We start from the raw sequence: 26613 nt of genomic DNA on the forward strand, positions 1-26613 counted from the left end.
ATGTCTATAAGAAAACAGATTCTCGTGGAGCCTCGCTGATGAAATCCTATGAAGTCAACTTTGACGGTCTAGTGGGGCCGACCCATAACTACGGCGGGCTCTCGTACGGCAACGTCGCGTCCCAGAGCAACAGCCAGCAATCCTCGAACCCCAAGGAAGCGGCGCTGCAAGGCCTGGCGAAAATGAAGGCGCTGATGGACATGGGCTTTCAGCAGGGCGTGCTGGCGCCGCAGGAGCGTCCGGACGTGGCGGCCTTGCGTCGGTTGGGCTTTGCCGGCAGCGATGCGCAGGTCATCCAGCGCGCCGCGAAAGAAGCGATGCCGCTGCTGGTTGCCAGTTGCTCGGCCTCGAGCATGTGGGTGGCCAACGCCGCCACCGTCAGCCCGAGCGCCGACACCGCTGACGGCCGCGTGCATTTCACCGCCGCCAACCTCAATTGCAAGTACCACCGCAGCATCGAGCACCCGACCACCAGCCGTGTGTTGGGCGCGATGTTCGCCGACCAGCAGCACTTCGCCCATCATGCCGCGTTGCCCGCGGTGGCGCAGTTCGGCGATGAAGGCGCGGCCAACCACACACGATTCTGCCGTGCCTATGGCGAGGCCGGCGTCGAGTTTTTTGTCTTCGGCCGCAGCGCCTTCGACAGCCGTTACCCGTCGCCACAGAAATACCCGGCGCGCCAGACCCTCGAAGCGTCCCGCGCCGTTGCCCGCCTGCACGGCCTGAGCGAGGAGGGCGTGGTGTACGCCCAACAGAACCCGGCGGTGATCGACCAGGGCGTCTTCCACAACGACGTGATCGCGGTGGGTAACGGCGAAGTGTTGTTCTACCACGAGGACGCTTTCCTCGACACGGACAAGATGCTGGCCGAGCTGAGCGATAAAATCGCCAAGGTCGGTGGGAAATTTCAGCCAGTGTGCGTACCGCGTTCGGCGGTCACCGTGGATGATGCGGTACGTTCCTACCTGTTCAATAGCCAGTTGCTGTCGCGTGCCGACGGCTCGATGCTGTTGATCGTCCCGGAAGAGTGCCGTGGCAACGAACGTGTCTGGAACTACCTGCAAGGCCTGACGGGCTCTGGCGGGGTGATTCGCGAAGTGAAGGTCTTCGATCTCAAGCAAAGCATGCAGAACGGCGGCGGCCCCGCTTGCCTGAGGTTGCGCGTGGCGCTTAACGAAACCGAACTGGCGGCCGTCAACCCAGGGGTTATCATGACCGCGCCGCTGTATGAGTCGTTGACCCAATGGGTCGAGCGCCATTACCGCGACCGCATGACCGAAAACGACCTGGCGGACCCGCAATTGTTGCTTGAATGCCGGTCGGCACTGGATGAACTGACACAAATCCTTAAACTTGGCGCGGTTTATCCTTTCCAGATCAATTGAAAGCGCGCGCGTCCTGACTACAGTCAAAGCAGGGCGCGTTGCCTTATCCCAGACGAGAATATAAAGACATGAGCGATACCCTGCAGCTGATCCTGGAAGACACCGACGGCACGCAACTGGAAACCTCCTGCACCCGCGTCGCGGTGATGTGGCAGGGCAAGGAGCTGTGGATCCAGCAGGACGGCCGCGGCCAGCTGTTGATCGGCGTCGACGTCGAGGAAGGGGACGCGGAATACGCCAACCTCTTGCTGCGTCCATTGGCGACCAACCTGGTCAGCCTGCAACTGGAAATGGAACCGGCCGACATCGGCGATGACGACCACGTCCATGGCCCTGACTGCGGCCACGACCACTAAGGAAACCGCGCTATGCTCGCCCTCGGCAAACTGCTTGAACTGACCCTCGCCGGCCGCGAACCGGCGGAGAAGACTCAACTGACTGTCGAAGGCGTACGGATGCGCTGGTTGAGCGAGGGCGCGCTGGAGGTCAAGCCGCCCGAAGCCCGGGACAACGGCCTGGACCTGCTGCTGTCGGCCGGTATCCATGGCAATGAAACCGCGCCGATCGAGTTGCTCGATCGCCTGCTGCACGACATTGCCCGCGGCGACCTGAAGCCGCGGGCACGCATTCTTTTTCTGTTCGGCAACCCCGAGGCGATTCGTCGCGGCGAGCGTTTTGTCGAGCAGGACGTCAACCGGCTGTTCAACGGCCGCCACGAACTGAGCGGCGGTCCCGAGGCGTTGCGCGCCTGTGAGCTGGAACGGCTGGCCGCGAGTTTCTTCAGCGTGCCGGACCGCAGCCGTCTGCACTACGACTTGCACACCGCCATTCGCGGTTCGAAGATCGAGCAGTTCGCCCTGTACCCCTGGAAGGAAGGTCGCCAACACTCACGTCGCGAGCTGGCGCGCCTGCGCGCGGCGGGCATGGAAGCGGTGTTGCTGCAGAACAAACCGTCCATCGTCTTCAGCGCCTACACCTACGATCAGCTGGGCGCCGAGTCCTTCACCCTGGAACTGGGCAAGGCGCGGCCGTTCGGGCAGAACGATGGCGTCAACGTGAACCCGCTGGAAACCCGCCTGCACCAGATCATCGAAGGCAACGAACCGGAGCTGGAAGACCGCCTGGACGGTCTGCAACTGTTCAGCGTGGCGCGGGAAATCATCAAGCACAGCGACAGCTTCCGCCTGAACCTGCCGGCGGACATCGAGAACTTCTCGGAGCTTGAAAAAGGTTATGTCCTGGCCGAGGACATCGCCCAGACCCGTTGGGTGATCGAAGAAGAGGGCGCCCGGATCATCTTCCCCAACCCCAAGGTCAAGAATGGCTTGCGCGCGGGCATCCTGATCGTGCCGGCGACGGACGAGAGCCTGGCCTAAAGCCAACGCAGAACCAATGTGGGAGCGAGCTTGCTCGCGATTGCGGTGCTTCAGTCAATGTTGAAGGTGACTGACAGTCCGCTATCGCGAGCAAGCTCGCTCCCACAGGGTCTCAGTGTTTCTTTAGACCGCCACCGCCCGCTGCTCACTGCGGCGCAACGCCCGCGTCTTGTGCAGCGTATCGGCACAAGTCTTCGCCGCTTCCTGGCCCTTGTGCACGAAGTGCTCGAAGAAGAATTTCTGATGTTCTTCGCCGGCGTGGAAATGATGCGGCGTCAGCACGACCGAAAAGACCGGCACTTCGGTTTCCAGCTGGACCTGCATCAAACCGCTGATCACCGATTGGGCGACGAACTCGTGGCGATAGATGCCGCCGTCCACCACCAGGCCGGCGGCGACGATGCCGGCGTAACGACCAGACTTGGCCAGCAGCTTGGCGTGCAGCGGGATTTCGAACGCGCCGCCGACTTCGAAGAAGTCGATGTCACTTTCCTGATAACCCTGGCTGATCATCTCAGTGACGAAGCCTTTACGGCTCTGGTCGACGATTTCCTTGTGCCAGCAGGCCTGGATGAACGCGACGCGCTCGCCCGGATGGGTTTTGGTCTTGCTGTCGATTGCGGTGGGTTGCATGTTCTGGTTCCTGTTTGTGTGAAAAACAGGGCGTCATGAATCGAAGGGGATTCGAGGGTACGCAGCGCACAAGACAGTCGCAGGCGGCCCTTGGGTGTCAATCCCGTTCTCTCTTCATCCGGACTATGACCGTCGGCCCCGGAATCACACCGGGTCTGCTGACCTTGTCGCTGCACGGTAAAGACCGTGTAGCACCAAGCGCTCGCGGGCTATGCGCATTACGCGCAATTACCGCCGGTGGGGAATTGCACCCCGCCCTGAGAACGTTTTTGCCGTCACGTTTTGTGACGGCGGAGGATTTTTAACACATAAAGTCCTGTGGGAGCGAGCCTGCTCGCGAATACGGTGTGTCAGTTGAATAGATGTTGCTGACCCAACGCACTCGCGAGCAGGCTCGCTCCCACAGGGGAACTGATCAATCTTCAGGCCAGGTGTTCTTTTCCTTCGACCGGGCTTGATTATTCCTGCCCATGCCCGCAGTAATTGCCCTTCGAAAGGAAATTTCCCCATACAGAACCGAGGCCAGATTCATGAGCGTTATCGACCTTCGCAGCGACACGGTGACCCAACCTTCCGCTGGCATGCTGGATGCCATGGCCAGCGCGCCGACCGGCGACGATGTGTATGGCGAAGATCCGACCGTCAATCGTCTCGAAGCCGAGCTGGCCGCGCGCCTGGGGTTCGCGGCGGCGTTGTTCGTGCCCACGGGCACCATGAGCAACCTGCTGGGGTTGATGGCCCACTGCGAACGCGGCGATGAATACATCGTCGGTCAGCAGGCCCACACCTACAAATACGAGGGTGGCGGTGCGGCGGTGCTCGGTTCGATCCAGCCCCAGCCTCTGGAGGTGCAGGCGGACGGTTCGCTGGACTTGGCGCAAGTGGCTGCCGCGATCAAGCCCGACGATTTCCATTTTGCCCGTACCCGCTTGCTGGCTCTGGAAAACACCATGCAGGGCAAGGTCTTGCCGCTGGAATACCTGGCGCAAGCCCGGCGTTTCACTCGGCAACATGGCCTGGCGCTGCACCTGGACGGCGCGCGGCTGTACAACGCCGCCGTCAAGCTGAACGTGGACGCCCGGGAGATCACCCAGCATTTTGATTCGGTGTCGGTGTGCCTGTCCAAGGGGCTCGGTGCTCCGGTGGGCTCGGTGCTGTGCGGCACTGACGAGTTGATCGGCAAGGCCCGTCGGCTGCGCAAGATGGTCGGTGGCGGCATGCGCCAGGCCGGGATCCTCGCGGCGGCGGGGCTGTATGCCCTGGAACATAACGTCCGGCGCCTGGCCGACGATCACGCCAATGCCCAGCGGCTTGCCGAGGGCTTGCGTGCGGCCGGTTATTCCGTCGAGCCGGTGCAGACCAACATGGTCTACGTGCAGATCGGCGAGCGGGCCGAAGCGATCAAGGCCTATGCCGCCGAGCGAGGCATCCAGCTCAGTGCCGCGCCCCGTCTGCGCATGGTCACCCACATGGATGTCGGCGCCGGGCAAATCGACCAGGTGATCGACACTTTCGTCGAATTTTCCCGCAACTGATCCTTTCAGCGGTCCGATTGACGGTTTCTATCGCATAACACACTGTACCCCACGCAAAGGGCCGATATAATGCGGCCCTTTGCCGTTGCTTCGTCTGTTGACGTTTTGCACAGGCCTTTGGCCGCAGCCTCCGTGGAAGAACCTAATGAAAAGCGCAGAAATCCGTGAAGCCTTCCTTCGCTTCTTCGAAGAGCAAGGCCACACCCGAGTAGCCTCCAGCTCTTTGATTCCGGGCAACGACCCGACCCTGCTGTTCACCAACGCGGGGATGAACCAGTTCAAGGACTGCTTCCTGGGCCAGGAAAAACGTGCCTACACCCGCGCGGTGAGCAGCCAGAAATGCGTGCGTGCCGGTGGCAAGCACAACGACCTGGAAAACGTCGGTTATACCGCTCGTCACCACACCTTCTTCGAAATGCTGGGTAACTTCAGCTTCGGTGACTACTTCAAGCGCGACGCCATCACCTTCGCCTGGAACTTCCTGACCTCCGAAAAGTGGCTGAACCTGCCGAAGGAAAAGCTCTGGGTCACGGTCTACGCCACCGACGACGAAGCCTACGACATCTGGACCAAAGAGGTCGGTGTCCCGGCTGAACGCATGGTGCGCATCGGCGATAACAAAGGCGCGCCTTACGCTTCCGACAACTTCTGGACCATGGGCGATACCGGCCCGTGCGGCCCTTGCACCGAGATCTTCTACGATCACGGCGCCGACATCTGGGGCGGCCCACCCGGCTCGCCGGAAGAAGACGGCGACCGTTACATCGAGATCTGGAACAACGTGTTCATGCAGTTCAACCGCACCGCCGACGGCGTGTTGCATCCGCTGCCGGCGCCGTCGGTAGACACCGGCATGGGCCTGGAGCGGATCAGTGCGGTGTTGCAGCACGTCCACTCCAACTACGAGATCGACCTGTTCCAGAGCCTGCTGGCCGCTTCGGCCAAGGCCATCGGTTGCACCAACGACAACCAGGCCTCGCTGAAAGTGGTGGCCGACCATATCCGTTCCTGCGGCTTCCTGATCGCCGACGGCGTGCTGCCTTCCAACGAAGGTCGCGGCTATGTGCTGCGCCGGATCATTCGTCGCGCCTGCCGTCACGGCAACAAGCTGGGCGCCAAGGGCAGCTTCTTCTATCAGATCGTCGCGGCGCTCGTGGCCGAGATGGGCGAGGCCTTCCCGGAGCTCAAGACTCAACAGGCGCACATCGAACGTGTCCTCAAGGGTGAAGAAGAGCAGTTCGCCAAGACCCTGGAGCAGGGCCTGAAGATCCTCGAGCAGGATCTGGCCGAGCTCAAGGGCAACGTGGTTCCGGGCGACGTGGTGTTCAAGCTGTACGACACCTATGGCTTCCCGATGGACCTGACCGGCGACATCGCCCGCGAACGCAACCTGACCCTCGACGAGGAAGGTTTCGAGCGCGAGATGGAGGCCCAGCGCGTGCGCGCGCGTTCCGCCAGCTCCTTCGGCATGGACTACAACAGCCTGGTCAAGGTTGACGTGGCCACCGAATTCACCGGTTACGCCGCGACCACCGGCTCGGCCAAGATCGTGGCGATCTACAAGGACGGGCAATCGGTCGACATCCTGAGCGAAGGCCAGGAAGGCGTGATCGTGCTGGACAAGACACCGTTCTACGCCGAGTCCGGCGGCCAGATCGGCGACAGCGGCTACTTGCAGGCCGGCAACTCGCGCTTCGATGTGCGTGACACCACCAAGACCGGCGGCGCGTTCCTGCACCACGGCGTGCTGGCCTCCGGCAGCCTGATGGTCGCAGCACCCGTGGCCGCCCATGTCGACGCCGACGTCCGTCACGCGACTGCGTTGAATCACTCCGCGACGCACTTGCTGCACGCAGCGTTGCGCAAGGTGCTGGGTGAGCATGTCCAGCAGAAGGGTTCGTTGGTGGACAGCCAGCGCCTGCGCTTCGACTTCAGCCATTTCGAAGCGATCAAGCCTGAGCAACTCAAGGCGCTGGAAGACATCGTCAACGCCGAGATTCGCAAGAACTCCCCGGTAGAGACCGAGGAAACCGACATCGAGACCGCCAAGCGCAAAGGCGCCATGGCGCTGTTCGGCGAGAAGTACGGCGACAACGTGCGCGTGCTGAGCATGGGCGATTTCTCGGTGGAGCTGTGCGGTGGCATCCACGCCAATCGTACCGGCGACATCGGCCTGCTGAAGATCATCAGCGAGGGCGGCGTGGCCTCCGGTGTGCGGCGTATCGAGGCGGTCACTGGCGCTGCGGCGCTGGCCTACCTCAACGCGGCTGAAGAACAACTCAAGGAAGCGGCGAGCCTGATCAAGGGCAGCCGTGACAACCTGATCGACAAGCTGTCGGCTGTGCTGGAACGCAACCGCCTGTTGGAAAAGCAGCTCGAACAGTTGCAGGCCAAGGCTGCCAGCGCCACGGGCGACGATCTGTCGGCCCAGGCGGTGGACGTCAAGGGTGTGAAAGTGCTGGCCGTGCGTCTCGACGGCCAGGACGGCAAGGCGCTGTTGGCGCTGGTCGATCAACTGAAAAACAAACTCGGCCGCGCAGTGATCCTGCTCGGCGGTGTCCATGAGGAAAAGGTCGTTCTCGTCGCAGGCGTGACCAAAGACCTGACTGGCCAACTCAAAGCCGGTGATTTGATGAAGCAGGCCGCTGCGGCAGTGGGCGGGAAGGGCGGTGGTCGTCCGGACATGGCGCAAGGCGGCGGTACCGACGCCAGCGCCCTGGACGCGGCACTGGCCCAGACCGTTGCATTTGTAGAGCAGGGCATTTAAGGCAGCGCCCCGGGTTCGCCAAGGCGGGCCCGGGCGCTGTCGAGATTATTTGGGCGCCCTTCATGGGCAGAGGCGGCTTTGAAATGGCTTTGATCGTACAGAAATTTGGAGGCACCTCGGTCGGCACCGTCGAGAGAATCGAACAAGTCGCCGACAAGGTTAAGAAATTCCGTGACGCTGGCGATGACCTGGTGGTCGTGCTGTCGGCAATGAGCGGCGAGACCAACCGTCTGATCGATCTGGCCAAGCAAATCAGCGGCGACCAGCAACCGGTCCCCCGTGAGCTGGACGTAATCGTTTCCACTGGCGAGCAGGTGACCATCGCCTTGCTGGCCATGGCGCTGATCAAGCGTGGCGTACCGGCGGTGTCCTACACCGGCAACCAGGTGCGTATCCTGACCGACAGTGCGCATAACAAAGCGCGTATCCTGCAGATCGACGACCAGAAGATTCGCGGTGACCTGAAGGCTGGCCGCGTCGTGGTTGTCGCCGGTTTCCAAGGCGTGGACGAGCACGGCAACATCACCACCCTCGGCCGTGGCGGTTCCGATACCACTGGCGTGGCCCTGGCGGCAGCCCTCAAGGCTGACGAGTGCCAGATCTACACCGATGTGGATGGCGTCTACACCACCGATCCGCGGGTCGTGCCCGTGGCTCAGCGCCTGGACAAGATCACCTTCGAAGAGATGCTGGAAATGGCCAGCCTCGGTTCCAAGGTGTTGCAGATCCGCGCGGTGGAGTTCGCCGGCAAGTACAACGTTCCGCTGCGCGTTCTGCACAGCTTCAAGGAGGGTCCGGGCACCCTCATTACTATCGATGAAGAGGAATCCATGGAACAGCCGATCATTTCCGGCATCGCTTTCAACCGCGATGAAGCCAAGCTGACCATCCGTGGCGTGCCAGACACTCCCGGCGTGGCGTTCAAGATTCTCGGCCCGATCAGCGCGGCCAACATTGAAGTCGACATGATCGTGCAGAACGTCGCGCACGATAACACCACCGACTTCACCTTCACCGTGCACCGCAACGATTACCAGGCCGCTGAAACCGTGCTGAAAAAGACCGCTGGCGAGATCGGCGCCCGGGAAGTGGTGGGCGACACCAAGATCGCCAAGGTCTCGATCGTCGGCGTCGGCATGCGCTCCCACGCAGGCGTGGCCAGCCGGATGTTCGAATCGCTGGCCAAGGAAAGCATCAACATCCAGATGATCTCCACCTCGGAAATCAAGGTGTCGGTGGTGATCGAAGAGAAGTACCTGGAACTGGCCGTGCGCGCCCTGCACACGGCTTTTGAACTTGACGCTGCGGCCCGACAGGGCGAGTAAGGCGTTGACTGAGGGCGCGGTTTCGACCGCGCCCTTTGTTTTTCCGGATGGCATGTCCCAAAACTGTTCTTTTGCGCCCGCTGGTCAATACTAGGCCTGTGGGCTGCGACCGTTTCGCTTGTAGGGGGCATGCCCTTTTTTTTGCAGACTGTTGTTCCTGAACTGAATCGCGTGAGGAGAAAGGTATGCTGATTCTGACCCGTCGGTGCGCAGAGAGCCTGATTATTGGCGATGGCGAAATCACCGTGACCGTGCTCGGCGTCAAAGGAAACCAAGTGCGTATCGGCGTCAACGCGCCGAAAGAGGTCGCTGTGCACCGGGAGGAAATTTACCTGCGTATCAAGAAAGAGAAGGACGACGAACCAAGCCATTAATTTTTATCGATTTTTATGTTTGCAAACGGGGATGAAGGTGGTTAATATACGCCCCGTGTTGCGGAGAGCTGGCCGAGTGGCCGAAGGCGCTCCCCTGCTAAGGGAGTACACCTCAAAAGGGTGTCGGGGGTTCGAATCCCCCGTTCTCCGCCATTATTCGTTTAGTGCGCTGTCTCTGGCTTGATCGGTAAGTGTTTGAAATTACTGAAAAAAGCGCTTTACAAAAAGATTCGGCGACCTATAATGCGCGGCAACAAATGCACTCGTAGCTCAGCTGGATAGAGTACTCGGCTACGAACCGAGCGGTCACAGGTTCGAATCCTGTCGAGTGCACCATTTAAGAGTTGCTTGCAGCGATGCAAATAACTTGGCTACAACCAGTTGTGATCTGGTATAAAACCACAACTTGCACTCGTAGCTCAGCTGGATAGAGTACTCGGCTACGAACCGAGCGGTCACAGGTTCGAATCCTGTCGAGTGCACCAAACACCAAAAAGCCTGCGTCCAACGCGGGCTTTTTGCTGTCTGGGATTTAACGTTTCACGCAGCCTTTTTCATCGAACGCGACCTCCGTGCTGCGGCCGTTCCTCTTTTTGTAGGTATAGCGCGTGTTCGAATTCCGCACCTTGATCGTATCGGGCCGACCAAGTGCGCTCTCCACGTCTTGCTGGCTCATGCCAGCGATTACCCGCCGATTCATGATTGCCTCCCGGCGCTGACTGGCGTCGATCAGATTCCCGCAGTCGTCCTCCAACTGGCCGACGATGGTCGGCGCCTTGCGTCTATTTATGTTGCTGGATGTTTTCTGCGGCTGCGCTTCCGGCAGCAGCGGTGCGACGTGGCCTGGGTTGAATGAGTTTATCTGCTGCACGGACAGGATCTCCCCGGACGGGCAGCTCAGGCTCGTGAATGTCACCTGCCCGGCGCCGTTTTCGCAGCGATGCACGGTTTGTGCGGCGCTCCAGAGGGGCAGGCAGGCTAAGGCGGCGAGCGGAAACAGACAGCGGTTTGCGGGCATCCGGGCTTCCTCCTTGACCGTTGGTAGAGAAGGGTAGCCGCTACATTTGCGCCGCGGCGTGTGTTTTCTTTTCAGAATAAGTCGTCGTAAATGCAGAGGTTCAGCCTGTGTTCAGGTTTGTCTCGCAAGCGCTTGTTCTTGCCACGATTTTTTAACGTTCTAGAGCGTCAAGCGGTGTATGATTGCGGCCGTCAGCCCCGCCGGGGCTTTGGAATATCTTCATGGACTTACCCAGTAGTTACTCAATATCGCGTTTTACCAATCATGAATTGACTGATTGATCCTTCCGGCGTGCTCCACTGCTGGGAGTGGAGTTCGCCTATGACCGAAGTAGAAGTAAAAAAAACGCAGGAAAGCCTTCAGGATCGCCTCGCTCAAGTCGTTGAGCTGCTGCATCGTCAGCGGGTCGTGGAAGACCTGACGCATCGCCAGGAAGGCCCTCATTCCGACCGGGTCGGGAACCTGGTCCACCGGCAGAATCTCGTCGAGTTGCAGCGTAAGCTCGATGACCTGCACTCGGCCGACGTCGCCTACATCCTCGAAGCCTTGCCACTGGAAGAACGTCTGACGGTCTGGCAATTGGTCCAGGCCGATCGCGACGGTGACATCCTGCTGGAAGTGTCCGACTCGGTTCGTGAAACCCTGATCGCCGACATGGATGATCACGAGCTGTTGGCGGCGGCCAAAGAGATGGACGCCGACGAGCTCGCCGACCTCGCCCCCGAACTGCCGCGCGACGTTGTCCATGAGCTGATGGAAGCCCTTGATGGGCAACAGCGCGAGCGTGTCCGCTCGGCGTTGTCCTACGACGACGAGCAGGTCGGTGCGCTGATGGACTTCGAGATGGTGACGATCCGCGAGGACGTCAGCCTTGAAGTGGTCTTGCGTTACCTGCGTCGCCTCAAGGAGCTGCCGGGGCATACCGACAAACTCTTCGTGGTTGATTACGACGGCGTGCTCAAGGGCGTGCTGCCGATCAAGCGGCTGCTCGTCAATGACCCGGAGAAGCAGGTTGCCGAGGTCATGGCCAGCGACACTGTGAGTTTCCATCCCGACGAAAATGCCTACGACGCGGCCCAGGCATTCGAGCGTTATGACTTGATTTCCGCGCCGGTGGTGGACAAGAACGGCAAACTGATCGGCCGTCTCACCATCGACGAAATGGTTGACCTGATTCGTGAGGAAAGCGAAAGCGAAGTCCTCAGCATGGCCGGTCTGCGAGAAGAGGAAGACATCTTCGCTTCGGTCTGGAGATCCCTGCGCAACCGTTGGGCCTGGCTGGCGGTCAATCTGGTTACGGCGTTTGTCGCTTCTCGCGTCATCGGCCTGTTCGAAGGTTCCATCGAGAAACTGGTAGCGCTGGCGGCGTTGATGCCTATCGTAGCCGGCATCGGCGGCAACTCTGGCAACCAGACCATCACCATGATCGTTCGCGCCATGGCGCTGGACCAGGTCAGCACCGGCAATACATCGCGATTGATGCGCAAGGAGCTGGCTGTGGCGTTGATCAACGGCGTGATCTGGGGCGGCGTGATCGGCGTGGTGGCGTACCTGCTATACGGCAGTTGGTCGCTGGGTGTGGTGATGACCGCGGCGATGACGCTCAATCTGCTGCTGGCGGCGTTGATGGGGGTACTGATCCCGATGACCCTGGCCCGCCTGGGACGCGACCCGGCAATGGGCGCCAGCGTGATGATTACCGCCATGACGGACAGTGGAGGGTTCTTCATCTTCCTGGGCCTGGCGACGATTTTCCTGCTCTGAATGGCTCCTCAAGAAGCCCGCCTGATTGGCGGGCTTTTTGTGGGCGATGGTTTTTGCCAGGGCCGGATTCCAGGCAAAAAAAAGCCAGCACAAGGCTGGCTTTAATTTCTACGTTGCGATCAGGACGCGTCTGCGGCCATTTCTGCATCGTGGGCAATCAGCGAAACGAGGGCGTTCTGCTGACGATGGGAAAGTTGTCGGAAGCGTTGCAGCAGCTCGCGCTCGTGCAGCGACAGCTCAGGGCTGTCCAGGCGCATGCTCAACTCTTCACCCAATGCACCTTCCTGAATCAGGCTTTGCTCAAGGCGCGCGATGATTTCGGAGTTCATGCTGCGGTGGTGATTACGAGCCACCTCGGCAATGCGTTCCCGCATTCCGTCTGGCAGACGCACGACGAACTTGTCAGCCGTACGGCTGGAATAAATTGCCTGTTTCATTGGGCGCATATTTATTTAACCGGTTAGTTCAGGGGAGCGGTTCTCGGGATTGGCCGCAGGATGTCGATAGGACAAGGTCCGCAGCCAAATGTTCAACCTGAATTGTTAAGAGGCCCGCATGATGCCTCAAAATTGCCAGATCATTGGCGCCAATTCTGTGAAAAATTCTGATCCGGGTAAAGGCGTTATGCCAGCACCCTTCGTCAAAAAATGCGGACTGGTTTGAAAAAACACACAGGTTCCGCATTTGTGACCACTGCATCGTGTCGTTGTGCCATACCGTCTGGCGGATAACCGCTACGGAGCAAAACGCCGACTGTCCTTGCTTTGTATAGGATAGTGGCAAAATGCCGATTTACTAGGCCGACAAGCCGGGGATGGATGAATGGTGGCTGAATTCGCCAGGCCTGTGCTCCGCGCAGCGGTTCAGCTGCACCATTTGCCTACACTTATCAGGCAACGACGACATGACAAACGCGAGAGCGGCCGTTAACATGCACGCCGTCCAACGCACCGCGTTTCTCGCGGTCGACCCGTGTCTCAGTAGCTCAATTGGATAGAGCATCCCCCTCCTAAGGGGAAGGTTGGCAGTTCGAACCTGCCCTGGGACACCATTTTTTCGCACCAGCCCCCCAGCGCCGATCTACTCTCCCTTAACGGAACGCCATCTGCTGCCGATAACCCGATGAGTCTCCTTTCCTGACGTCCCGGCGTTGTGAAGCGGTGTTTCGTTTGTTTCGCCATTGAGTTCATTTTTTCTTATTTGCCTGGACATCCTCGATGCTGGCGTACCACCAAAAAAGTTTTCTGATCGTCGATGATTTCTCGGATTTCCGCAGTTCCGTCCGGTCCATGTTGCGGGAGCTGGGCGTCAAGGACGTGGATACCGCCGATACCGGTGAAGTGGCCCTGCGCATGTGCTCGCAGAAGCGCTACGACTTTATCCTGCAGGATTATCACCTGGGCGACGGGCGCAAGAATGGCCAGCAGGTGCTGGAAGACCTGATGGTCGAGAAGCTGATCAGCCATGAAAGCGTGTTCCTCATGGTGACTGCCGAGACCAGCCAGGCGATGGTGCTCAGTGCCCTGGAACATGAGCCGGATGCGTACCTGACCAAGCCGTTCAATCGCTCCGGCCTGGCCCAGCGGCTGGAACGGCTCGAGCAGCGCAAGACCTTGCTCAAGCCGATCCTGCAAGCCCTTGACCGCGGCAAGCCGATGGAGGTGCTCAATGCCTGTATCGCCCTTTGCAAGCAGGACCCTCGTTATGGGCCGTTGTGCCTGCGTTATCGCGCCGATGCGTTACGCGACCTGAATCAGAACGAGGCCCTTGAGCGGTTGTACAACTCCATCATTGCGGATCGTCCGTTGCCTTGGGCGTACGCGGGGCTGGGGAAGTTGCTGTTCAAGCGCGGGCAGGTGGGCGAGGCCAAGGCTGTCTATGAAAAAGCCTTGAAGGCTTTTCCGATGATGCCCGCCCTGTACGACGGCATGGCCGATGTGCTGGTGGCCGAAGGTGATACGAAGCAGGCGCAGAATGTGCTGGAAGAGGCGGTGCGCCTGTCGCCCCTGGCGGTGCGCCGGCAAGCGCTGCTGGGCAAGCTGGCAATGACCAACGAAGATTACGACACCGCGTCGAGAGCCTACCGCCAGGCGGTGGGGCAGGGTGCGCAGTCGCGCTTCAAGGACCCGGAAACCAACCTCGGCCTGGCCCATGCGCTGATCAGCAAGGGCAGCGAGAAAGGCCTGGATACCCGCACTCGCCTGGAAATCAACACGACGCTCAGCGCCGTGGCCAAGGAAAACCCCAGCGATCCGGGGCTGCAAGTCCGGGCGCGGTTGATGAAGGCCACGAGCCTGTTGCTCAACGATGCCGAAACCGCCGAGAAGCTCACCGAACAGGCGTTGCAGCGCCTCGACGGCATGGAGCAATTCATGAGCGCCGAAGCCGCCTTGCTGGTGGCCAAGCAGTTGCAGATGCTTGGGCAGACCAGCGCCGGCGAGTCGATGCTGAAGAACTGCGCGGAAATCTACGGCGATGATCCGGCAGTGATGCAAGGCATCGCCAAGCTCACCGATGACCCCAACATTCTCAATCAGGGCAATGCCGCCGCCGAGCTGAACCGCGAAGGTGTGCGCGTCTACAAGACCGGCGCCTTGCCCGAGGCGCGAGAGCTGTTCCGGCGCGCCCTGAAGCTGCAACCAAAGAACATCAGTATTGCCCTGAACATGGCGCAATCCCTGCTCCACGGCACCGATACCAGCGTCGAATCGGAGCTGCTCCAGGAATGTCGCGCCTGCCTGAAACTGGTGGGCATGATGCCCGATACCGATGCGCGTTTTTCGCGCTATCAGAAACTGCGAAGCAAGGCATTTGGCGATGAATGACAGCGAACAGGCTCTCGATTTTTCCACGGTGATTGCATCTACCGTGCACGACATGAAGAACTCCCTGACCTTGCTCATGCAGGCTCATGCGCAATGGCTCGAGCGTTTGCCGGAGCCCGAGCGGCAGACCCCGGAGCAGGGCGTGATGGACTTCGAGTTCGCCCACCTCAACGGCCTGCTTGTGCAACTGCTGGGGCTGTACAAGCTGGGGGTCAACCAGTTGCCGTTGCATCCGGCCTATCATGAGCTGGATGACTTCATCGAAGCGCAACTGGCCGGCCATCAGGACGTGTTCCGCAGCCGCGGGATCATGGCCACCTACGAAGTCGACCCGTTGAGCCCGCTGGGCTTTTTTGATCGTGAGCTGATTGCCTCGGTGCTCGACAACATGATCAACAACGCGATTCGCCATGCTCGCCAGACGCTCTTGATCAGTGTGAGCGACGAGGCCGGGCAACTGGTATTGACCATCAATGACGACGGCGAAGGTTATCCTGCTGCGATGATCGAGCGTCAGGCCGAGTATGTGCAGGGCATCAACCACAGCACTGGCAGCACCGGCCTGGGCCTGTATTTCGCCGCGAGGATCGCCGGTCTGCATCAGCGGGGTGGCTTGAGCGGGCGTACCGAGATTGCCAATGGCGGCGTGCTGGGTGGTGGGGTGTTCAGGCTTTACCTGCCCTGAACAAAACCTCTCGCAACACAATTCCCCCTGTGGGAGCGAGCCTGCTCGCGAAGGCGTCCGCCCATTCGATACTGAGTTGGCTGATCCACCGCCTTCGCGAGCAGGCTCGCTCCCACAGTTGTTTCAGTTGCAACTGTTTATTTTTGTAGCTGCTTGATATTCCGAACAGCCGGAGCCTATTTTGTACGGGTTGCCGTTCGCGGCTCGCACATAACAAGGATTGCGTCATGACGACCGATGGCCAGCGTTCACTCGCACAGCGACTGACGGGCATTGATGAGATTGAATGTGTCACGCCGGATTTGAATGGCGTGCCGCGAGGCAAGGTGATGACCGCCGAGGGCTTCCTTGAAGGCCGGCGGTTGCAGATGGCGCGAGGCGTGCTGCTGCAATGCATCATGGGCGGTTACCCGCCGTCGCGTTTTTATGGCAGCGATGATGGCGACCTGGCGCTGGTGGCTGATCCGAAACAGATCCATCGCCTGCCATGGAGTCATCCGCGTGCCCTGGCGATTTGCGACGCCGACGAGCTCAGCGGGGAGAGCTCGCCGCTGTCGACCCGTGGTCAGCTCAAGGCGGTGATCGCGCGCTATGCGGCGCTTGGGCTGGCGCCGGTCGTCGCGACGGAACTGGAGTTTTTCGTCTTCGCGGCCAATCCGGATCCGACCCAGCCGTTCCGACCGCCGGTGGGCCTGGATGGACGCCGCGAAGACGGCCAGTCGGCGTTCAGCGTCAGCTCCAACAATGGCTTGCGCCCGTTCTTCACCGAAGTCTACGAATGCATGGCGGCGTTGGGCTTGCCGCGCGATACGTTCATGCATGAAATGGGCGTGAGCCAGTTCGAAATCAATCTGCTGCATGGCGACCCTCTGCTGCTGGCCGACCAGACATTCCTGTTCAAGCATCTGCTCAAGGAAGTGGCGCTCAAGCACGGCCTGACGGTGGTCTGCATGGCCAAGCCCCTGGCGCAGACGCCAGGCAGTTCTATGCACATTCACCAGAGCGTCGTCGAGCTGGACAGTGGGCGGAATGTGTTCAGCGACGAGGCGGGCGAGCCAACGGCTGTTTTCCGCCACTTCATTGGAGGGCAGCAGGCCGGCATGGCGGATTTCACCGCACTGTTCGCGCCGAACGTGAATTCCTACCATCGCTTGTGCCACCCGTTTGCCTCGCCAAACAATGCCTGTTGGTCCCATGACAATCGTTCGGCCGGGTTGCGCATTCCGGCCAGTTCGCCGGCGGCCCGACGGGTCGAGAACCGCTTGCCGGGGGCTGACGCCAACCCGTACCTGGCGATCGCGGCGAGCTTGGCGGCCGGGCTGTATGGCATCGAAAACCGGCTGGAGCCAAGCGCTGCGATCCAAGGCGAATTCGAAGTGCCGGAGAATCTCTCGCTGCCATGTACCTTGCATGCGGCCCTTGAGCGTCTCAAGCGTAGCCACTTGGCAAAGGAACTGTTCGGCAGCGAGTTCATCGAAGGTTACATCGCTTCGAAGAGCCTGGAACTGACCAGTTTCCTTGACGAGATCACGCCTTGGGAGCGGCGCGTCCTGGCGGCCCAGGCATAACCAACCGTCGCATTCGGGCTATCTTCAGAAGATTGCCCTCACTCACCTCAAGGAGCCGCTCGGAACGCCGATGCGCCAAATCTGGAAACCTTTTCGAGCGCTTTATTTCGCCTCGCTGATGATGCTCATCGGCTCGGGCCTCCTGAGTACGTACCTGGCCTTGCGCCTGGCTGCCGACAACGTCGACAGCCTGTGGGTCGGTGCGCTGATGGCCGCCAACTATTTCGGCCTGGTGCTGGGCGGCAAGATCGGCCATCGGCTGATCGCCCGCGTCGGGCATATTCGGGCCTATTCGGCCTGCGCCGGGATCGTCGGCGCGGCGGTATTGGGCCACGGCCTGGTGAACTGGCTGCCGGCGTGGATCGTGCTGCGGATGATTGTCGGCCTGGGCATGATGTGCCAATACATGGTCATCGAGAGCTGGCTCAACGAGCAGGCCGAGGCCAAGCAGCGCGGGGTGGTGTTCAGCGGCTACATGATCGCCTCGTACCTGGGGCTGGTGCTGGGCCAGCTGATTCTCGTCATGCACCCGGCCCTGGGCCTGGAGCTGCTGATGCTGGTGGCGTTGTGTTTTGCCCTGTGCCTGGTGCCCGTGGCGCTGACCCGGCGGATTCACCCGGCGCCGCTGCATCCGGCACCGATGGAGCCGCGCTTCTTTATCAAGCGCGTGCCGCAATCGTTGACCACGGTGCTTGGCTCGGGGCTGATCGTCGGTTCCTTCTACGGCTTGGCGCCGCTGTACGCCTCCCAGCAGGGGCTGACGACCGAGCAGGTCGGTCTGTTCATGGGTAGCTGCATTTTTGCCGGCCTGCTGGTGCAGTGGCCGCTGGGTTGGCTGTCGGATCGTTACGATCGTGCGCTGCTGATTCGCTGCTTCGCGCTGATCCTGGTGGTGTGCGCGTTGCCGCTGGCCATCCTGCCGAAGGTGCCGGTGGAAGTCCTGTTCATCGCCGGATTCTGCTGTTCGCTGGTGCAGTTTTGCCTGTATCCATTGGCGGTGGCGTTTTCCAACGACCATGTCGAAGGCGATCGCCGAGTGTCGCTCACGGCCATGTTGCTGGTGACTTACGGCGTGGGCGCGAGTATCGGTCCGTTGGCGGCCGGGGTGCTGATGAAGCTGTTCGGCAGCCAGATGTTGTACGGGTTTTTCGCCTTGTTCGCCTTGGTGCTGGTGTGGCGGATCCGGCCGAAAGCGGTCACCAACCTGCATCAGGTCGATGATGCGCCGCTGCACCACGTGGCCATGCCGGACAACATGACCAGTTCACCGTTGGTGGCGTGCCTCGACCCTCGGGTAGACGAGCAGGTCGTCCAGGATCAGATGCAGACTTCGCCCAACCCCGACGTGGAGCCTGAGCCTGAGCCGGAACTGGAGCCGGTCACAGAAGGCGCGGACGACGAACCGCCACCTTCGGATTTCACCCGGGCCAGGCCATGAAGCGGCCATGAAAAACGGGCAATCCTTGCAAGGGATTGCCCGTTTTTTATGGCCCACGAAACATCAGAAATCGTCTTTATCGAACCGCCGGGCTTCACGCTGCAGTTGATACACGAAGCGTTCGACCTGGCGCTGCACCAGGCCGCTGATGTTGTGAAAGCGCACACCGGCGAAGGTGGTATTGATCCGCTCTTCAAAATGCAGGTAGCGCAGTTCGACCGGCGCGGTCATGTTGCCGAAGGGCAGGGCGGCGACAAAACGTTCGTAGACCTGGCCCAGCTGCAGGCGTGCGGTGATGTCGCCATCGAAGCGCAGCTTGCAGCCGGTTGCGGAGATATCCAGCAGCTTGCCGTTCACCGGTGACTTGAGCTTGTCGCCACCCAGTTCCACATTCACCAGTTGCGCCAGTTTCAGTGCGGCCCGGAAGGCGTTGCGGCGCTGGTGGTAAACCACTTCTTCAGGCAGGGCGCCGCGGTAGCAGCGGCCGTCCTTCGAGTCCTGGATGGTCAGCGGCCCGTTGCCTTCCCACGCAATGCGCACGCCGTCATGAAAACCCTCGACCCGAAACGGCTCGCCTGCCAGCAGGAAACGCTCGCCGTCCCGCGGGATCATTTCGTCCAGGGCGATGGTGTTGGTGTCGCGATCGACATCCACCAGGTAGCTCTGGAAACGCTGGGTGCGCTCATGAAAGGTAATGATCAGGGGATCGTGGCTCTCTTGCAGCATCCGCAGGTTGCCGGAGATTTCCAGGGGGGTGGTGAGGACCATGGGCGGCTGCGGAGCATCATCCGCGTTTGTGGCATTGAACACGGTGGGTCAATCTCCAGGCAAAATACGACTACAAAGAGCCAGCATTTTGCCAGCATGTATCGCGCGTTGATAGTGCGCAGGCATCGTTCGTTTCACGCCTGGCTGAGCGGACGGTGCTTGACCATTTTTGCGGTCGAACCGCGAGCGTCGTAGAGCGTAGGGATTTCGCCGCCATTGAGGATGCGCAACTGGTTGGCGGTAGCGACTTGCTGCATCTGGATGGATTGACCGTTGCGGGCGTTGGCGGCCTGACACTGGCTGAGCAGGTCATTGAGCACCGCGCTTTGCGCCAACAGCTGATCGCCAACCGACGACTGGCTGGCCAGTTGCGCGAGGCCGTTGTTGTCAGCGGGCAGGTTGAGGCTGGCGAGAATCTCGCTGCGCTTGCGGCCATGCTGATCGAGCAAAATGATCAATGCCTGTTTCTGCGCCAGAAGATTTTCCAGCAGAGGCATATCCCGCCCGTGCAATGCCAGGGCTTCGGTCTGCAACAGCTCCAGCAATTGTTGCGCCGGGGCAAAGTCGTCGATGATCAATTGCAACAAATTAGTATCGTGCATGGCTGGCCTTGGGTCTTAAGCGTCCAAAAGCCTGGCGCTGGCATCAGCCTAGCGCTGGGCTTCGAAGTTGAGCAGTTTGCTGGCTACACGGTTGCTGTCGACTTTATAGCTGCCATCGGCGATTGCTGCTTTCAACTGCGCCACACGGGCGTCGTCGACGACAGGTTGATCGCGCAGCTTGTCAGTGACCTTCTGCAACTGCTGAGCCTCATTGCTGAGGTGTACCGACTCCCCGTTGTTGACAGTAGCGGCCTTGTCGGCTGGCTTGGACTTGTCGGTTTCGACGGTTTCCTTGCTGGCGCCGGTGCGCGTTGTGCCTGTCAGCGGCGAGGAGCTGTTTAAACGATTGAAATCGATGACCATGGTAAAAAACCTCTGGGTATTTGGACGCTTGCCATGTTTTCGGCCATCCCCAAAATAACTTTAGGCTCATTTATCAAATGAACGTGCGCACGTCTGCGCTTGCCTTTGCGTAAGGCACAGTCTAGGGAACACCGAGGTCAAGCGCCAGCCTGTCTACCCCGTTACATGGCCACTTCCACGTGGCCGGGCGCTATCACCTGCGCCTTGATCACCCGTTTCGAATTGAGGTTCTTTACCCGAATCTGCTCGCGTACGCCGCCATTGGCCAGCGCCTCGCCAGGCATCCGCACGGCCAGGGTGCCGCTGCGGGCGGTAATGACGACCTGGTCGCCCTTGCGGATCACTTCGGCCTGTTCCAGGTGCACGAGGGTGACGACCTGATCGGCGACCATTGGTCGGACAAGTTTCTGCCCGATCGCCTGGTCGACGGACGTCAGGAAGCCCTGGCTGATCTGGCTGATGTCGCGTTCACGCAGCACCACGTCCTGCGGCTCGACAATCCCGGCGCGCTTGAGCGGACGGGTGGTCGTGACGATCTCGCGGAACAGCCGTACTTGAGCAGGCACAAAAACCGTCCAGGGCGCGGCGCTGTCGCAACGTACCTTCACCGTGACCCGACCCAGGGGCCTGGCCGGACTTTCCAGCGAGGCAGTCAATTCCTTGTCACACATCGGCATGCGCAGGCGCGGATCGAGCTGGTTGACTTCGATCTCGTAGCGACCTTCGGTTTGACTGGTTGCCAGGTAGTCTTCTACGGTGAATTCAAGAAAGCCCTGCGTGACGCCGATAAGGAGATCAGGCAAGGTAACCGGCACATCAGCGACGGCACGTCCGCCAACTGCGAACAGGCAGACAGCCAACAGTGCACCGAGCCAGTGGCGGCAGTGAGTGGTCAGGCGTCGAGAAAATGTCGTTTGTGCGTTCATGCCGGTTCAATAGCAAGCCCCGTGCCGTTTAGTGATGAATGCGCGTCGGACACATTAGCGTTAGGTAGGAGTCAGGGCATGGCGGGAGTGATGGATTCGGTAAACCAGCGCACACAGCTGGTCGGTCAGAATCGCCTGGAGCTGTTGTTGTTCCGTCTCGATGGCCAACAACTGTATGGGATCAACGTGTTCAAGGTCCGCGAAGTGCTGCAATGCCCTAAGCTGACCCTGATGCCGAAATCCAGTCCCGTCGTGTGCGGTGTGGCGAATATCCGGGGTGCGACCATCCCGATTCTCGACCTGGCAATGGCGACCGGTTCCGGTCGGCTGCTGGACCAGAGCAATCCGTTTGTGATCATCACCGAGTACAACACCAAGACCCAAGGGTTCCTGGTGCGGTCGGTTGAGCGCATCGTCAACATGAACTGGGAAGAGATCCATCCGCCGCCCAAGGGCACCGGCCGCGATCACTACCTGACGGCGGTGACCCGGGTCGATAACCAGTTGGTTGAAATCATCGACGTGGAGAAGATCCTCGCCGAAGTGGCGCCGACCCCGGAGACGATTTCCGTCGGCGTGGTGGATGCCGAGACCCAGCACAAGGCGATTTCGCTGCGGGTCCTGACCGTCGACGATTCTTCGGTGGCACGCAAGCAGGTCACGCGTTGTCTACAAACGGTCGGCGTCGAAGTGGTCGCCCTCAACGACGGACGGCAAGCGCTGGATTACCTGCGTCAGATGGTCGATGAGGGCAAGAAGCCGGAAGAAGAGTTCCTGATGATGATTTCCGACATCGAGATGCCGGAAATGGATGGCTACACCCTGACGTCGGAAATTCGCAGCGACCCGCGCATGCAGAAGCTGCACATCATCTTGCATACGTCGTTGTCCGGGGTTTTCAACCAGGCGATGGTCAAGAAAGTCGGCGCCGATGATTTTCTGGCCAAGTTCCGGCCCGACGACCTGGCGTCGCGGGTGGTCGAGCGAATCAAGGCAGCAGAATAAAGGTCGGGCGCGTTGTGCGCCCGGCAAGTCAACACAGTGAAAAGAGGCGGTATCTTGTCTACGGGTAATTTGGATTTCGAACAGTTCCGGGTCTTCCTGGAAAAAGCCTGTGGCATCCTGCTTGGTGAAAACAAGCAGTACCTGGTGTCGAGCCGTCTCAACAAATTGATGGAACAACAGGGCCTCAAGTCGCTGGGCGAACTGGTGCAGCGCATCCAGACCCAGCCACGCAGCGGGTTGCGCGAGATGGTGGTGGACGCGATGACCACCAACGAAACCCTGTGGTTTCGCGATACCTATCCCTTCGAAGTATTGAAGAACCGGGTCTTGCCGGCGGCCATCAAGGCCAGTCCGGGGCAACGCCTGCGCATCTGGTCGGCGGCCTGCTCGTCGGGACAGGAACCGTATTCGCTGTCGATGTCCATCGATGAGTTCGAACGCTCCAACCTCGGCCAGCTGAAGATGGGCGTGCAAATTGTCGCCACCGACCTGTCCGGGACCATGCTCAACAACTGCAAGACCGGTGAGTACGACAGCCTGGCCATCGGCCGTGGCCTGTCGCCTGATCGCCTGCAACGCTATTTCGATCCGAAAGGACCGGGCAAATGGGTGGTCAAGGCGCCAATCAAGAGCCGCGTGGAGTTCCGCTCGTTCAACCTGCTGGACAGCTATGCCAGCCTGGGCAAGTTCGACATCGTGTTCTGCCGCAACGTGCTGATCTACTTCTCCGCCGAGGTGAAGAAAGATATCCTGCTGCGTATCCACAGCACCCTGAAGCCGGGCGGCTACCTGTTCCTTGGCGCGTCCGAGGCGTTGAACGGCTTGCCGGATCATTACCAGATGGTCCAGTGCAGTCCGGGGATCATCTATCAGGCGAAGTGATTGGCCTGGGTTATAAAAAAACGGGAGCCCCACGGGGCTCCCGTTTTTTTTTTGCCCTCCAGTTCCTCCAATCCAACACATCCCTGTGGGAGCGAGCTTGCTCGCGATAGCGGCGGCACATCCAAAATCCATGTATCTGACAGATCGCTATCGCGAGCAAGCTCGCTCCCACATTTGTCCCCCATTGTCTGGATGAAAGCGGCAGAAAAGCGGCAGCCAGCGGAAACCGATTGCCGCTTTTCTGGCATTGCCGCTTTGCCGATCCCCGCAAAGCCCCGGTTTACGGGCTTTTGGAAAGTGGCACGGTGATTGCTAAAGCCATCGTACGAACATTCTGGTCACCCAAAGGTTTCCGCCATGAGCATCAGCTTCGATAAAGCGCTCGGTATCCACGAAAAGGCCCTGGGCTTCCGCGCCCAGCGTGCCGAAGTCCTGGCCAATAACATTGCCAACGCCGACACCCCGAACTACAAGGCCCGTGACCTGGACTTTTCCAAGGTGCTCGCCGAGCAGAACGAAAAAACCAAGAACGGCCACTTCGCCTTGAACATGACCAACAACCGTCATATCGAAGCCGAAGGCGTTGGCAGTGGCGACGAATCGCTGATGTATCGCACGCCGATGCAGCCGTCGATCGACCAGAACACCGTGGATGCTCAACTGGAACAGTCCAACTACGCGGAAAACTCCGTGAACTTCCAGGCCAGCTTCACCCTGCTCAACAGTAAATTCAAAGGGCTGGTATCAGCCCTGCGTGGAGAGTAATTCATGTCGATCGCGAGCGTATTCAACATCGCCGGCAGTGCCATGAGTGCCCAGACCACTCGCCTGAACACCGTCGCCAGTAACATCGCCAACGCCGAGACCGTCTCGTCGAGCATCGACCAGACCTACCGCGCCCGCCACCCGGTATTCGCCACCATGTTCCAGGGCGGCCAGTCCGGCGGCAGCGACTCGCTGTTCCAGGACCAGGACGCGGCCGGGCAGGGGGTACAGGTACTCGGCGTGGTTGAGGACCAGAGCAACCTCGACGCCCGTTACGAGCCGAATCATCCGGCCGCCGACGCCAAGGGTTACGTCTACTACCCGAACGTCAACGTCGTTGAAGAAATGGCCGACATGATTTCCGCCAGTCGTTCGTTCCAGACCAACGCCGAAATGATGAACACCGCCAAAGCCATGATGCAGAAGGTCCTGACCCTCGGTCAGTGATAAGGGGCGAGTCACATGAGCGTCACCAATACCACCGGTTTGAGCCTCAACGAAGTACTGGCCAACTCCTCGGTCAAGACCAACACCACGACCGATGGCCTGGGCGCGGCGTCGGCTGCGGCGACTGGCAAGAAAGAGCTGGGCAAGGATGCGTTCCTGCAGTTGCTCGTCACTCAGCTGAATAACCAGAACCCGCTGGAGCCACAGGACAACGGCGAGTTCGTTGCCCAGTTGGCGCAGTTCAGCAGCCTGGAAGGCATCACCACCCTCAACGACACCGTCAGGGGTATTGCCAGCAACTACAACTCGTCCCAGGCCCTGCAGGCTTCTTCGCTGGTGGGCCGTTCGGTCATTGCCCCGGGCGACAAGGCGGTGGTCGACACCTCCAAGAGCCTCAACGGCACGGTGGTGGTACCGACATCGGTATCGTCCCTCTCGATCAAGATCAACGACAAGGACGGCAAGACGGTGCGCACCATCGAGCTGGGCAGCCAGAACGCCGGCAAGGCCGATTTCATCTGGGACGGCAAGGGCGAAGACGGCACCCCGCTCGAGTCGGGCACCTATACCTTCGCCGCCTCGACCACCATCGATGGCAAGGCGACTTCGCTGGTCACCAACCTGCCGGCCACGGTCAGCAGCGTCACGATCAGCCAGACCGGCGGCGAGCTGATGCTCAACCTCGCCGGCCTGGGCAGCATCCCGCTGTCACGCGTACAAACTATTGGTATGTAAGAGCCGACTAACCCGGCAAAAAGGAGTGCAATATGTCTTTCAATATCGGCCTTAGCGGTCTCTATGCAGCCAACAAACAGCTGGACGTGACGGGTAACAACATCGCCAACGTGGCGACCACCGGTTTCAAGTCGTCCCGCGCGGAATTCGCCGACGTCTACTCGGCCACCAAGCTGGGCTCGGGCTCCAAGACCGTCGGCAACGGCGTGCGCCTGGCCAACGTTTCCCAGCAGTTCGGCCAGGGTGACGTGAACAACACCGGCAACGTGTTGGACATGGGTATCCAGGGCCAGGGCTTTTTTGTCCTGAGCAACAACGGTTCGCTGAGCTACACCCGTGCCGGTACCTTCAAGACCGACAAGGAAGGCTTCATCACCAACAGCGAAGGCACCGCGCGCCTGCAGGGTTATGGCGTGGATGCCAACGGCAAGATCCAGAACGGCATCCTGACCGACCTGCGCATCGACACGTCCAACCTGCCGCCCAAGCCCACCGACCTGATTTCGTCGACCATCAACCTGAACTCGACGGCAGACGCGATTCCGAAGACGGCGACCTACAAGTTCGATCCGGCCAATACCGCCACCTTCACCAAGCAGTTCACCACCCCGGTCTACGATGCCCAGGGTAACCAGCACTCCATGGACCAGTACATGGTCAAGACGGGCGCCAACACCTGGGACGTCTACACCCTGATCGATGGTCGTAACCTGGACGGCAGTTCGCCGACCGACGCAACCACCCTTGCGGTCCCTTCGACCATGACTTTTGGCGAGAGCGGCGAGTTGCTTAAGGTCAGTACGCCAATGCCGTCGGGCACGCCGCGCGAGAGCAGCGATCTGCTGCTTACGGGCTGGATTCCAGGTACCGTGAAGGATGGCGTGTGGAGCGCCAACGGTGCCGATGGCGCTGATACCATCACACTTTCCCTGGGCAAGACCACCCAGTTCAACGCTGACACTGCACGGTCGATTCCTACTCAGAACGGCTACGCCACCGGCCAGATCACCAACCTGACCATCGACGGCAGCGGTGTGCTGCTGGCGAACTTCAGCAACAACCAGACCAAGCCGATCGGCCAGCTCTCCCTGGCCAGCTTCACCAACGAGCAAGGCCTGCAGCCTGTAGGCGGCACTAGCTGGAAAGAAACCTTTGCGTCGGGCATCCCGGGCTACGATGCTCCGGAAACCGGCACCCTGGGTTCGATCGTCTCCAACTCCCTGGAAGAGTCCAACGTCAACCTGACCAACGAACTGGTCGAGCTGATCAAGGCCCAGAGCAACTACCAGGCGAACGCCAAGACCATCTCCACCCAGAGCACCATCATGCAGACCATTATTCAGATGACTTGATATCGATGGTTGCTTGAAAGCTGCACAAGGAGCCCCTCGCAAGAGGGGCTTTTTCATGGGTGATGGTTTTGTATT

The 26613-nt window shown here is 60.2% G+C and carries 24 protein-coding genes, 4 tRNA genes, 1 pseudogene and 1 riboswitch; of the genes and pseudogenes, 22 read left to right on the forward strand and 7 right to left on the reverse strand.

The features are described 5' to 3' along the window. Nucleotides 1-38: 38 nt before the first annotated feature. From astB to astE, 3 genes are all read left to right on the forward strand, one after another. A complete protein-coding gene (gene astB, locus PSH78_RS06900; RefSeq protein WP_305499343.1) occupies nt 39-1385 on the forward strand; it encodes an N-succinylarginine dihydrolase in 1347 nt (448 codons plus the stop codon). A gap of 68 nt (nt 1386-1453) precedes the next feature. Continuing rightward, nucleotides 1454-1741 (forward strand): topoisomerase II, encoded by a 288-nt coding sequence (locus PSH78_RS06905; RefSeq protein ID WP_305499345.1) that lies wholly within the window; start codon nt 1454-1456, stop codon nt 1739-1741. 12 nt (nt 1742-1753) lie between these two features. Beyond that, complete coding sequence (astE, locus tag PSH78_RS06910) at nt 1754-2761, forward strand: succinylglutamate desuccinylase (protein ID WP_305499347.1); 1008 nt, start codon at nt 1754-1756, stop codon at nt 2759-2761. Between the two features lie 123 nt (nt 2762-2884). On the opposite strand, the gene PSH78_RS06915 is transcribed toward astE, so the two are convergent. After that, a complete protein-coding gene (locus PSH78_RS06915; RefSeq protein WP_305499349.1) occupies nt 2885-3394 on the reverse strand; it encodes a 6,7-dimethyl-8-ribityllumazine synthase in 510 nt (169 codons plus the stop codon). A 101-nt stretch (nt 3395-3495) separates the two neighbouring features. Beyond that, a riboswitch (FMN riboswitch) is annotated at nt 3496-3663 on the reverse strand. Between the two features lie 261 nt (nt 3664-3924). On the opposite strand from PSH78_RS06915, the gene ltaE reads away from it, so the two are divergent. The 7 genes from ltaE to PSH78_RS06950 all read left to right on the forward strand — a co-directional run bounded on the left by ltaE (nt 3925) and on the right by PSH78_RS06950 (nt 9880). Then, a complete protein-coding gene (ltaE, locus tag PSH78_RS06920; protein WP_305499351.1) occupies nt 3925-4929 on the forward strand; it encodes a low-specificity L-threonine aldolase in 1005 nt (334 codons plus the stop codon). 145 nt (nt 4930-5074) lie between these two features. Next, nucleotides 5075-7696 carry an alanine--tRNA ligase gene (gene alaS / locus PSH78_RS06925; protein ID WP_305499353.1) on the forward strand — a complete coding sequence of 874 codons (2622 nt, stop codon included), beginning with the start codon at nt 5075-5077 and terminating at the stop codon, nt 7694-7696. A gap of 83 nt (nt 7697-7779) precedes the next feature. Then, a complete protein-coding gene (locus PSH78_RS06930; protein ID WP_305499355.1) occupies nt 7780-9021 on the forward strand; it encodes an aspartate kinase in 1242 nt (413 codons plus the stop codon). 185 nt (nt 9022-9206) lie between these two features. Further along, nucleotides 9207-9395 carry a carbon storage regulator CsrA gene (csrA, locus tag PSH78_RS06935; protein ID WP_003178872.1) on the forward strand — a complete coding sequence of 63 codons (189 nt, stop codon included), beginning with the start codon at nt 9207-9209 and terminating at the stop codon, nt 9393-9395. A 62-nt stretch (nt 9396-9457) separates the two neighbouring features. Beyond that, nucleotides 9458-9548 (forward strand) — tRNA-Ser (locus tag PSH78_RS06940). A 106-nt stretch (nt 9549-9654) separates the two neighbouring features. Next, nucleotides 9655-9731 (forward strand) — tRNA-Arg (locus PSH78_RS06945). Between the two features lie 72 nt (nt 9732-9803). Then, a tRNA-Arg gene (locus tag PSH78_RS06950) sits at nt 9804-9880 on the forward strand. Nucleotides 9881-9902: 22 nt separating this feature from the next. Here the strand turns inward: PSH78_RS06950 and PSH78_RS06955 are convergent. After that, nucleotides 9903-10413: pseudogene (locus tag PSH78_RS06955) on the reverse strand (cell envelope protein SmpA); the annotation flags it as partial. 321 nt (nt 10414-10734) lie between these two features. Here PSH78_RS06955 and mgtE point away from each other — a divergent pair. Then, a complete protein-coding gene (gene mgtE / locus PSH78_RS06960) occupies nt 10735-12177 on the forward strand; it encodes a magnesium transporter (protein ID WP_305499357.1) in 1443 nt (480 codons plus the stop codon). Nucleotides 12178-12296: 119 nt separating this feature from the next. Here mgtE and PSH78_RS06965 read toward each other — a convergent pair whose 3' ends face one another. Beyond that, a complete protein-coding gene (locus tag PSH78_RS06965; protein ID WP_010226671.1) occupies nt 12297-12623 on the reverse strand; it encodes an Arc family DNA-binding protein in 327 nt (108 codons plus the stop codon). A 528-nt stretch (nt 12624-13151) separates the two neighbouring features. Between PSH78_RS06965 and PSH78_RS06970 the strand changes: the two genes are divergently transcribed. The 5 genes from PSH78_RS06970 (at nt 13152) to PSH78_RS06990 (ending at nt 18693) form a co-directional block, all read left to right on the forward strand. Beyond that, nucleotides 13152-13228: transfer RNA gene (locus tag PSH78_RS06970), tRNA-Arg, on the forward strand. 166 nt (nt 13229-13394) lie between these two features. Continuing rightward, complete coding sequence (locus PSH78_RS06975; protein ID WP_305499359.1) at nt 13395-15002, forward strand: tetratricopeptide repeat-containing response regulator; 1608 nt, start codon at nt 13395-13397, stop codon at nt 15000-15002. Beyond that, nucleotides 14995-15687, forward strand: a complete 693-nt coding sequence (locus PSH78_RS06980) for a sensor histidine kinase KdpD (protein WP_305499360.1) — start codon at nt 14995-14997, stop codon at nt 15685-15687. Before PSH78_RS06975 ends, PSH78_RS06980 begins: the two co-directional genes overlap by 8 nt. Before the next feature lie 329 nt (nt 15688-16016). Then, nucleotides 16017-17255: a glutamine synthetase family protein gene (locus PSH78_RS06985; RefSeq protein WP_305501195.1), complete on the forward strand. Its 1239-nt coding sequence runs from the start codon at nt 16017-16019 to the stop codon at nt 17253-17255. A 70-nt stretch (nt 17256-17325) separates the two neighbouring features. Beyond that, a complete protein-coding gene (locus PSH78_RS06990) occupies nt 17326-18693 on the forward strand; it encodes an MFS transporter (RefSeq protein WP_305499362.1) in 1368 nt (455 codons plus the stop codon). A 63-nt stretch (nt 18694-18756) separates the two neighbouring features. Here the strand turns inward: PSH78_RS06990 and PSH78_RS06995 are convergent, their stop codons facing one another. The 4 genes from PSH78_RS06995 to flgA form a co-directional block, all read right to left on the reverse strand. Further along, nucleotides 18757-19503 (reverse strand): flagellar brake protein, encoded by a 747-nt coding sequence (locus tag PSH78_RS06995; RefSeq protein WP_305499364.1) that lies wholly within the window; start codon nt 19501-19503, stop codon nt 18757-18759. A 92-nt stretch (nt 19504-19595) separates the two neighbouring features. Then, nucleotides 19596-20063, reverse strand: a complete 468-nt coding sequence (locus PSH78_RS07000) for a flagella synthesis protein FlgN (protein ID WP_305499365.1) — start codon at nt 20061-20063, stop codon at nt 19596-19598. A gap of 48 nt (nt 20064-20111) precedes the next feature. After that, on the reverse strand, nt 20112-20426 hold the full coding sequence (gene flgM / locus PSH78_RS07005) for a flagellar biosynthesis anti-sigma factor FlgM (RefSeq protein WP_305499366.1): 315 nt from the start codon (nt 20424-20426) through the stop codon (nt 20112-20114). Nucleotides 20427-20587: 161 nt separating this feature from the next. Further along, nucleotides 20588-21352, reverse strand: coding sequence for a flagellar basal body P-ring formation chaperone FlgA (flgA, locus tag PSH78_RS07010; RefSeq protein WP_305499368.1), 765 nt, complete (start codon nt 21350-21352; stop codon nt 20588-20590). 78 nt (nt 21353-21430) lie between these two features. Here flgA and PSH78_RS07015 point away from each other — a divergent pair, with 78 nt between their 5' ends. The 6 genes from PSH78_RS07015 (at nt 21431) to flgE (ending at nt 26538) form a co-directional block, all read left to right on the forward strand. Further along, a complete protein-coding gene (locus PSH78_RS07015) occupies nt 21431-22357 on the forward strand; it encodes a chemotaxis protein CheV (protein ID WP_305499370.1) in 927 nt (308 codons plus the stop codon). Between the two features lie 54 nt (nt 22358-22411). Beyond that, the gene (gene cheR / locus PSH78_RS07020; RefSeq protein ID WP_305499372.1) at nt 22412-23239 is read left to right on the forward strand and encodes a protein-glutamate O-methyltransferase CheR; all 828 of its coding nucleotides are present in this window, start codon (nt 22412-22414) and stop codon (nt 23237-23239) included. A 357-nt stretch (nt 23240-23596) separates the two neighbouring features. After that, entirely contained in the window at nt 23597-24004 is a 408-nt protein-coding gene (flgB, locus tag PSH78_RS07025) for a flagellar basal body rod protein FlgB (RefSeq protein ID WP_305499373.1), read from the forward strand. A gap of 3 nt (nt 24005-24007) precedes the next feature. Next, the gene (gene flgC, locus PSH78_RS07030; protein ID WP_305499374.1) at nt 24008-24451 is read left to right on the forward strand and encodes a flagellar basal body rod protein FlgC; all 444 of its coding nucleotides are present in this window, start codon (nt 24008-24010) and stop codon (nt 24449-24451) included. 15 nt (nt 24452-24466) lie between these two features. Next, complete coding sequence (flgD, locus tag PSH78_RS07035; RefSeq protein WP_305499375.1) at nt 24467-25186, forward strand: flagellar hook assembly protein FlgD; 720 nt, start codon at nt 24467-24469, stop codon at nt 25184-25186. Between the two features lie 32 nt (nt 25187-25218). Beyond that, nucleotides 25219-26538 (forward strand): flagellar hook protein FlgE, encoded by a 1320-nt coding sequence (flgE, locus tag PSH78_RS07040; protein WP_305499376.1) that lies wholly within the window; start codon nt 25219-25221, stop codon nt 26536-26538. Nucleotides 26539-26613: the final 75 nt, after the last annotated feature.

The organism is Pseudomonas sp. FP198 (assembly GCF_030687895.1).
GTDB lineage: Bacteria > Pseudomonadota > Gammaproteobacteria > Pseudomonadales > Pseudomonadaceae > Aquipseudomonas.

Excerpts from the sequence above, each read along its gene's own strand:
- astB (WP_305499343.1), top strand. The coding sequence starts at position 39 with ATGAAATCCTATGAAGTCAACTTTGACGGTCTAGTGGGGCCGACCCAT.
- PSH78_RS06905 (WP_305499345.1), top strand. The coding sequence starts at position 1,454 with ATGAGCGATACCCTGCAGCTGATCCTGGAAGACACCGACGGCACGCAA.
- astE (WP_305499347.1), top strand. The coding sequence starts at position 1,754 with ATGCTCGCCCTCGGCAAACTGCTTGAACTGACCCTCGCCGGCCGCGAA.
- PSH78_RS06915 (WP_305499349.1), bottom strand. The coding sequence starts at position 3,394 with ATGCAACCCACCGCAATCGACAGCAAGACCAAAACCCATCCGGGCGAG.
- ltaE (WP_305499351.1), top strand. The coding sequence starts at position 3,925 with ATGAGCGTTATCGACCTTCGCAGCGACACGGTGACCCAACCTTCCGCT.
- alaS (WP_305499353.1), top strand. The coding sequence starts at position 5,075 with ATGAAAAGCGCAGAAATCCGTGAAGCCTTCCTTCGCTTCTTCGAAGAG.
- PSH78_RS06930 (WP_305499355.1), top strand. The coding sequence starts at position 7,780 with ATGGCTTTGATCGTACAGAAATTTGGAGGCACCTCGGTCGGCACCGTC.
- csrA (WP_003178872.1), top strand. The coding sequence starts at position 9,207 with ATGCTGATTCTGACCCGTCGGTGCGCAGAGAGCCTGATTATTGGCGAT.
- mgtE (WP_305499357.1), top strand. The coding sequence starts at position 10,735 with ATGACCGAAGTAGAAGTAAAAAAAACGCAGGAAAGCCTTCAGGATCGC.
- PSH78_RS06965 (WP_010226671.1), bottom strand. The coding sequence starts at position 12,623 with ATGCGCCCAATGAAACAGGCAATTTATTCCAGCCGTACGGCTGACAAG.
- PSH78_RS06975 (WP_305499359.1), top strand. The coding sequence starts at position 13,395 with ATGCTGGCGTACCACCAAAAAAGTTTTCTGATCGTCGATGATTTCTCG.
- PSH78_RS06980 (WP_305499360.1), top strand. The coding sequence starts at position 14,995 with ATGAATGACAGCGAACAGGCTCTCGATTTTTCCACGGTGATTGCATCT.
- PSH78_RS06985 (WP_305501195.1), top strand. The coding sequence starts at position 16,017 with ATGACCGCCGAGGGCTTCCTTGAAGGCCGGCGGTTGCAGATGGCGCGA.
- PSH78_RS06990 (WP_305499362.1), top strand. The coding sequence starts at position 17,326 with ATGCGCCAAATCTGGAAACCTTTTCGAGCGCTTTATTTCGCCTCGCTG.
- PSH78_RS07000 (WP_305499365.1), bottom strand. The coding sequence starts at position 20,063 with ATGCACGATACTAATTTGTTGCAATTGATCATCGACGACTTTGCCCCG.
- flgM (WP_305499366.1), bottom strand. The coding sequence starts at position 20,426 with ATGGTCATCGATTTCAATCGTTTAAACAGCTCCTCGCCGCTGACAGGC.
- flgA (WP_305499368.1), bottom strand. The coding sequence starts at position 21,352 with ATGAACGCACAAACGACATTTTCTCGACGCCTGACCACTCACTGCCGC.
- PSH78_RS07015 (WP_305499370.1), top strand. The coding sequence starts at position 21,431 with ATGGCGGGAGTGATGGATTCGGTAAACCAGCGCACACAGCTGGTCGGT.
- flgB (WP_305499373.1), top strand. The coding sequence starts at position 23,597 with ATGAGCATCAGCTTCGATAAAGCGCTCGGTATCCACGAAAAGGCCCTG.
- flgC (WP_305499374.1), top strand. The coding sequence starts at position 24,008 with ATGTCGATCGCGAGCGTATTCAACATCGCCGGCAGTGCCATGAGTGCC.
- flgD (WP_305499375.1), top strand. The coding sequence starts at position 24,467 with ATGAGCGTCACCAATACCACCGGTTTGAGCCTCAACGAAGTACTGGCC.
- flgE (WP_305499376.1), top strand. The coding sequence starts at position 25,219 with ATGTCTTTCAATATCGGCCTTAGCGGTCTCTATGCAGCCAACAAACAG.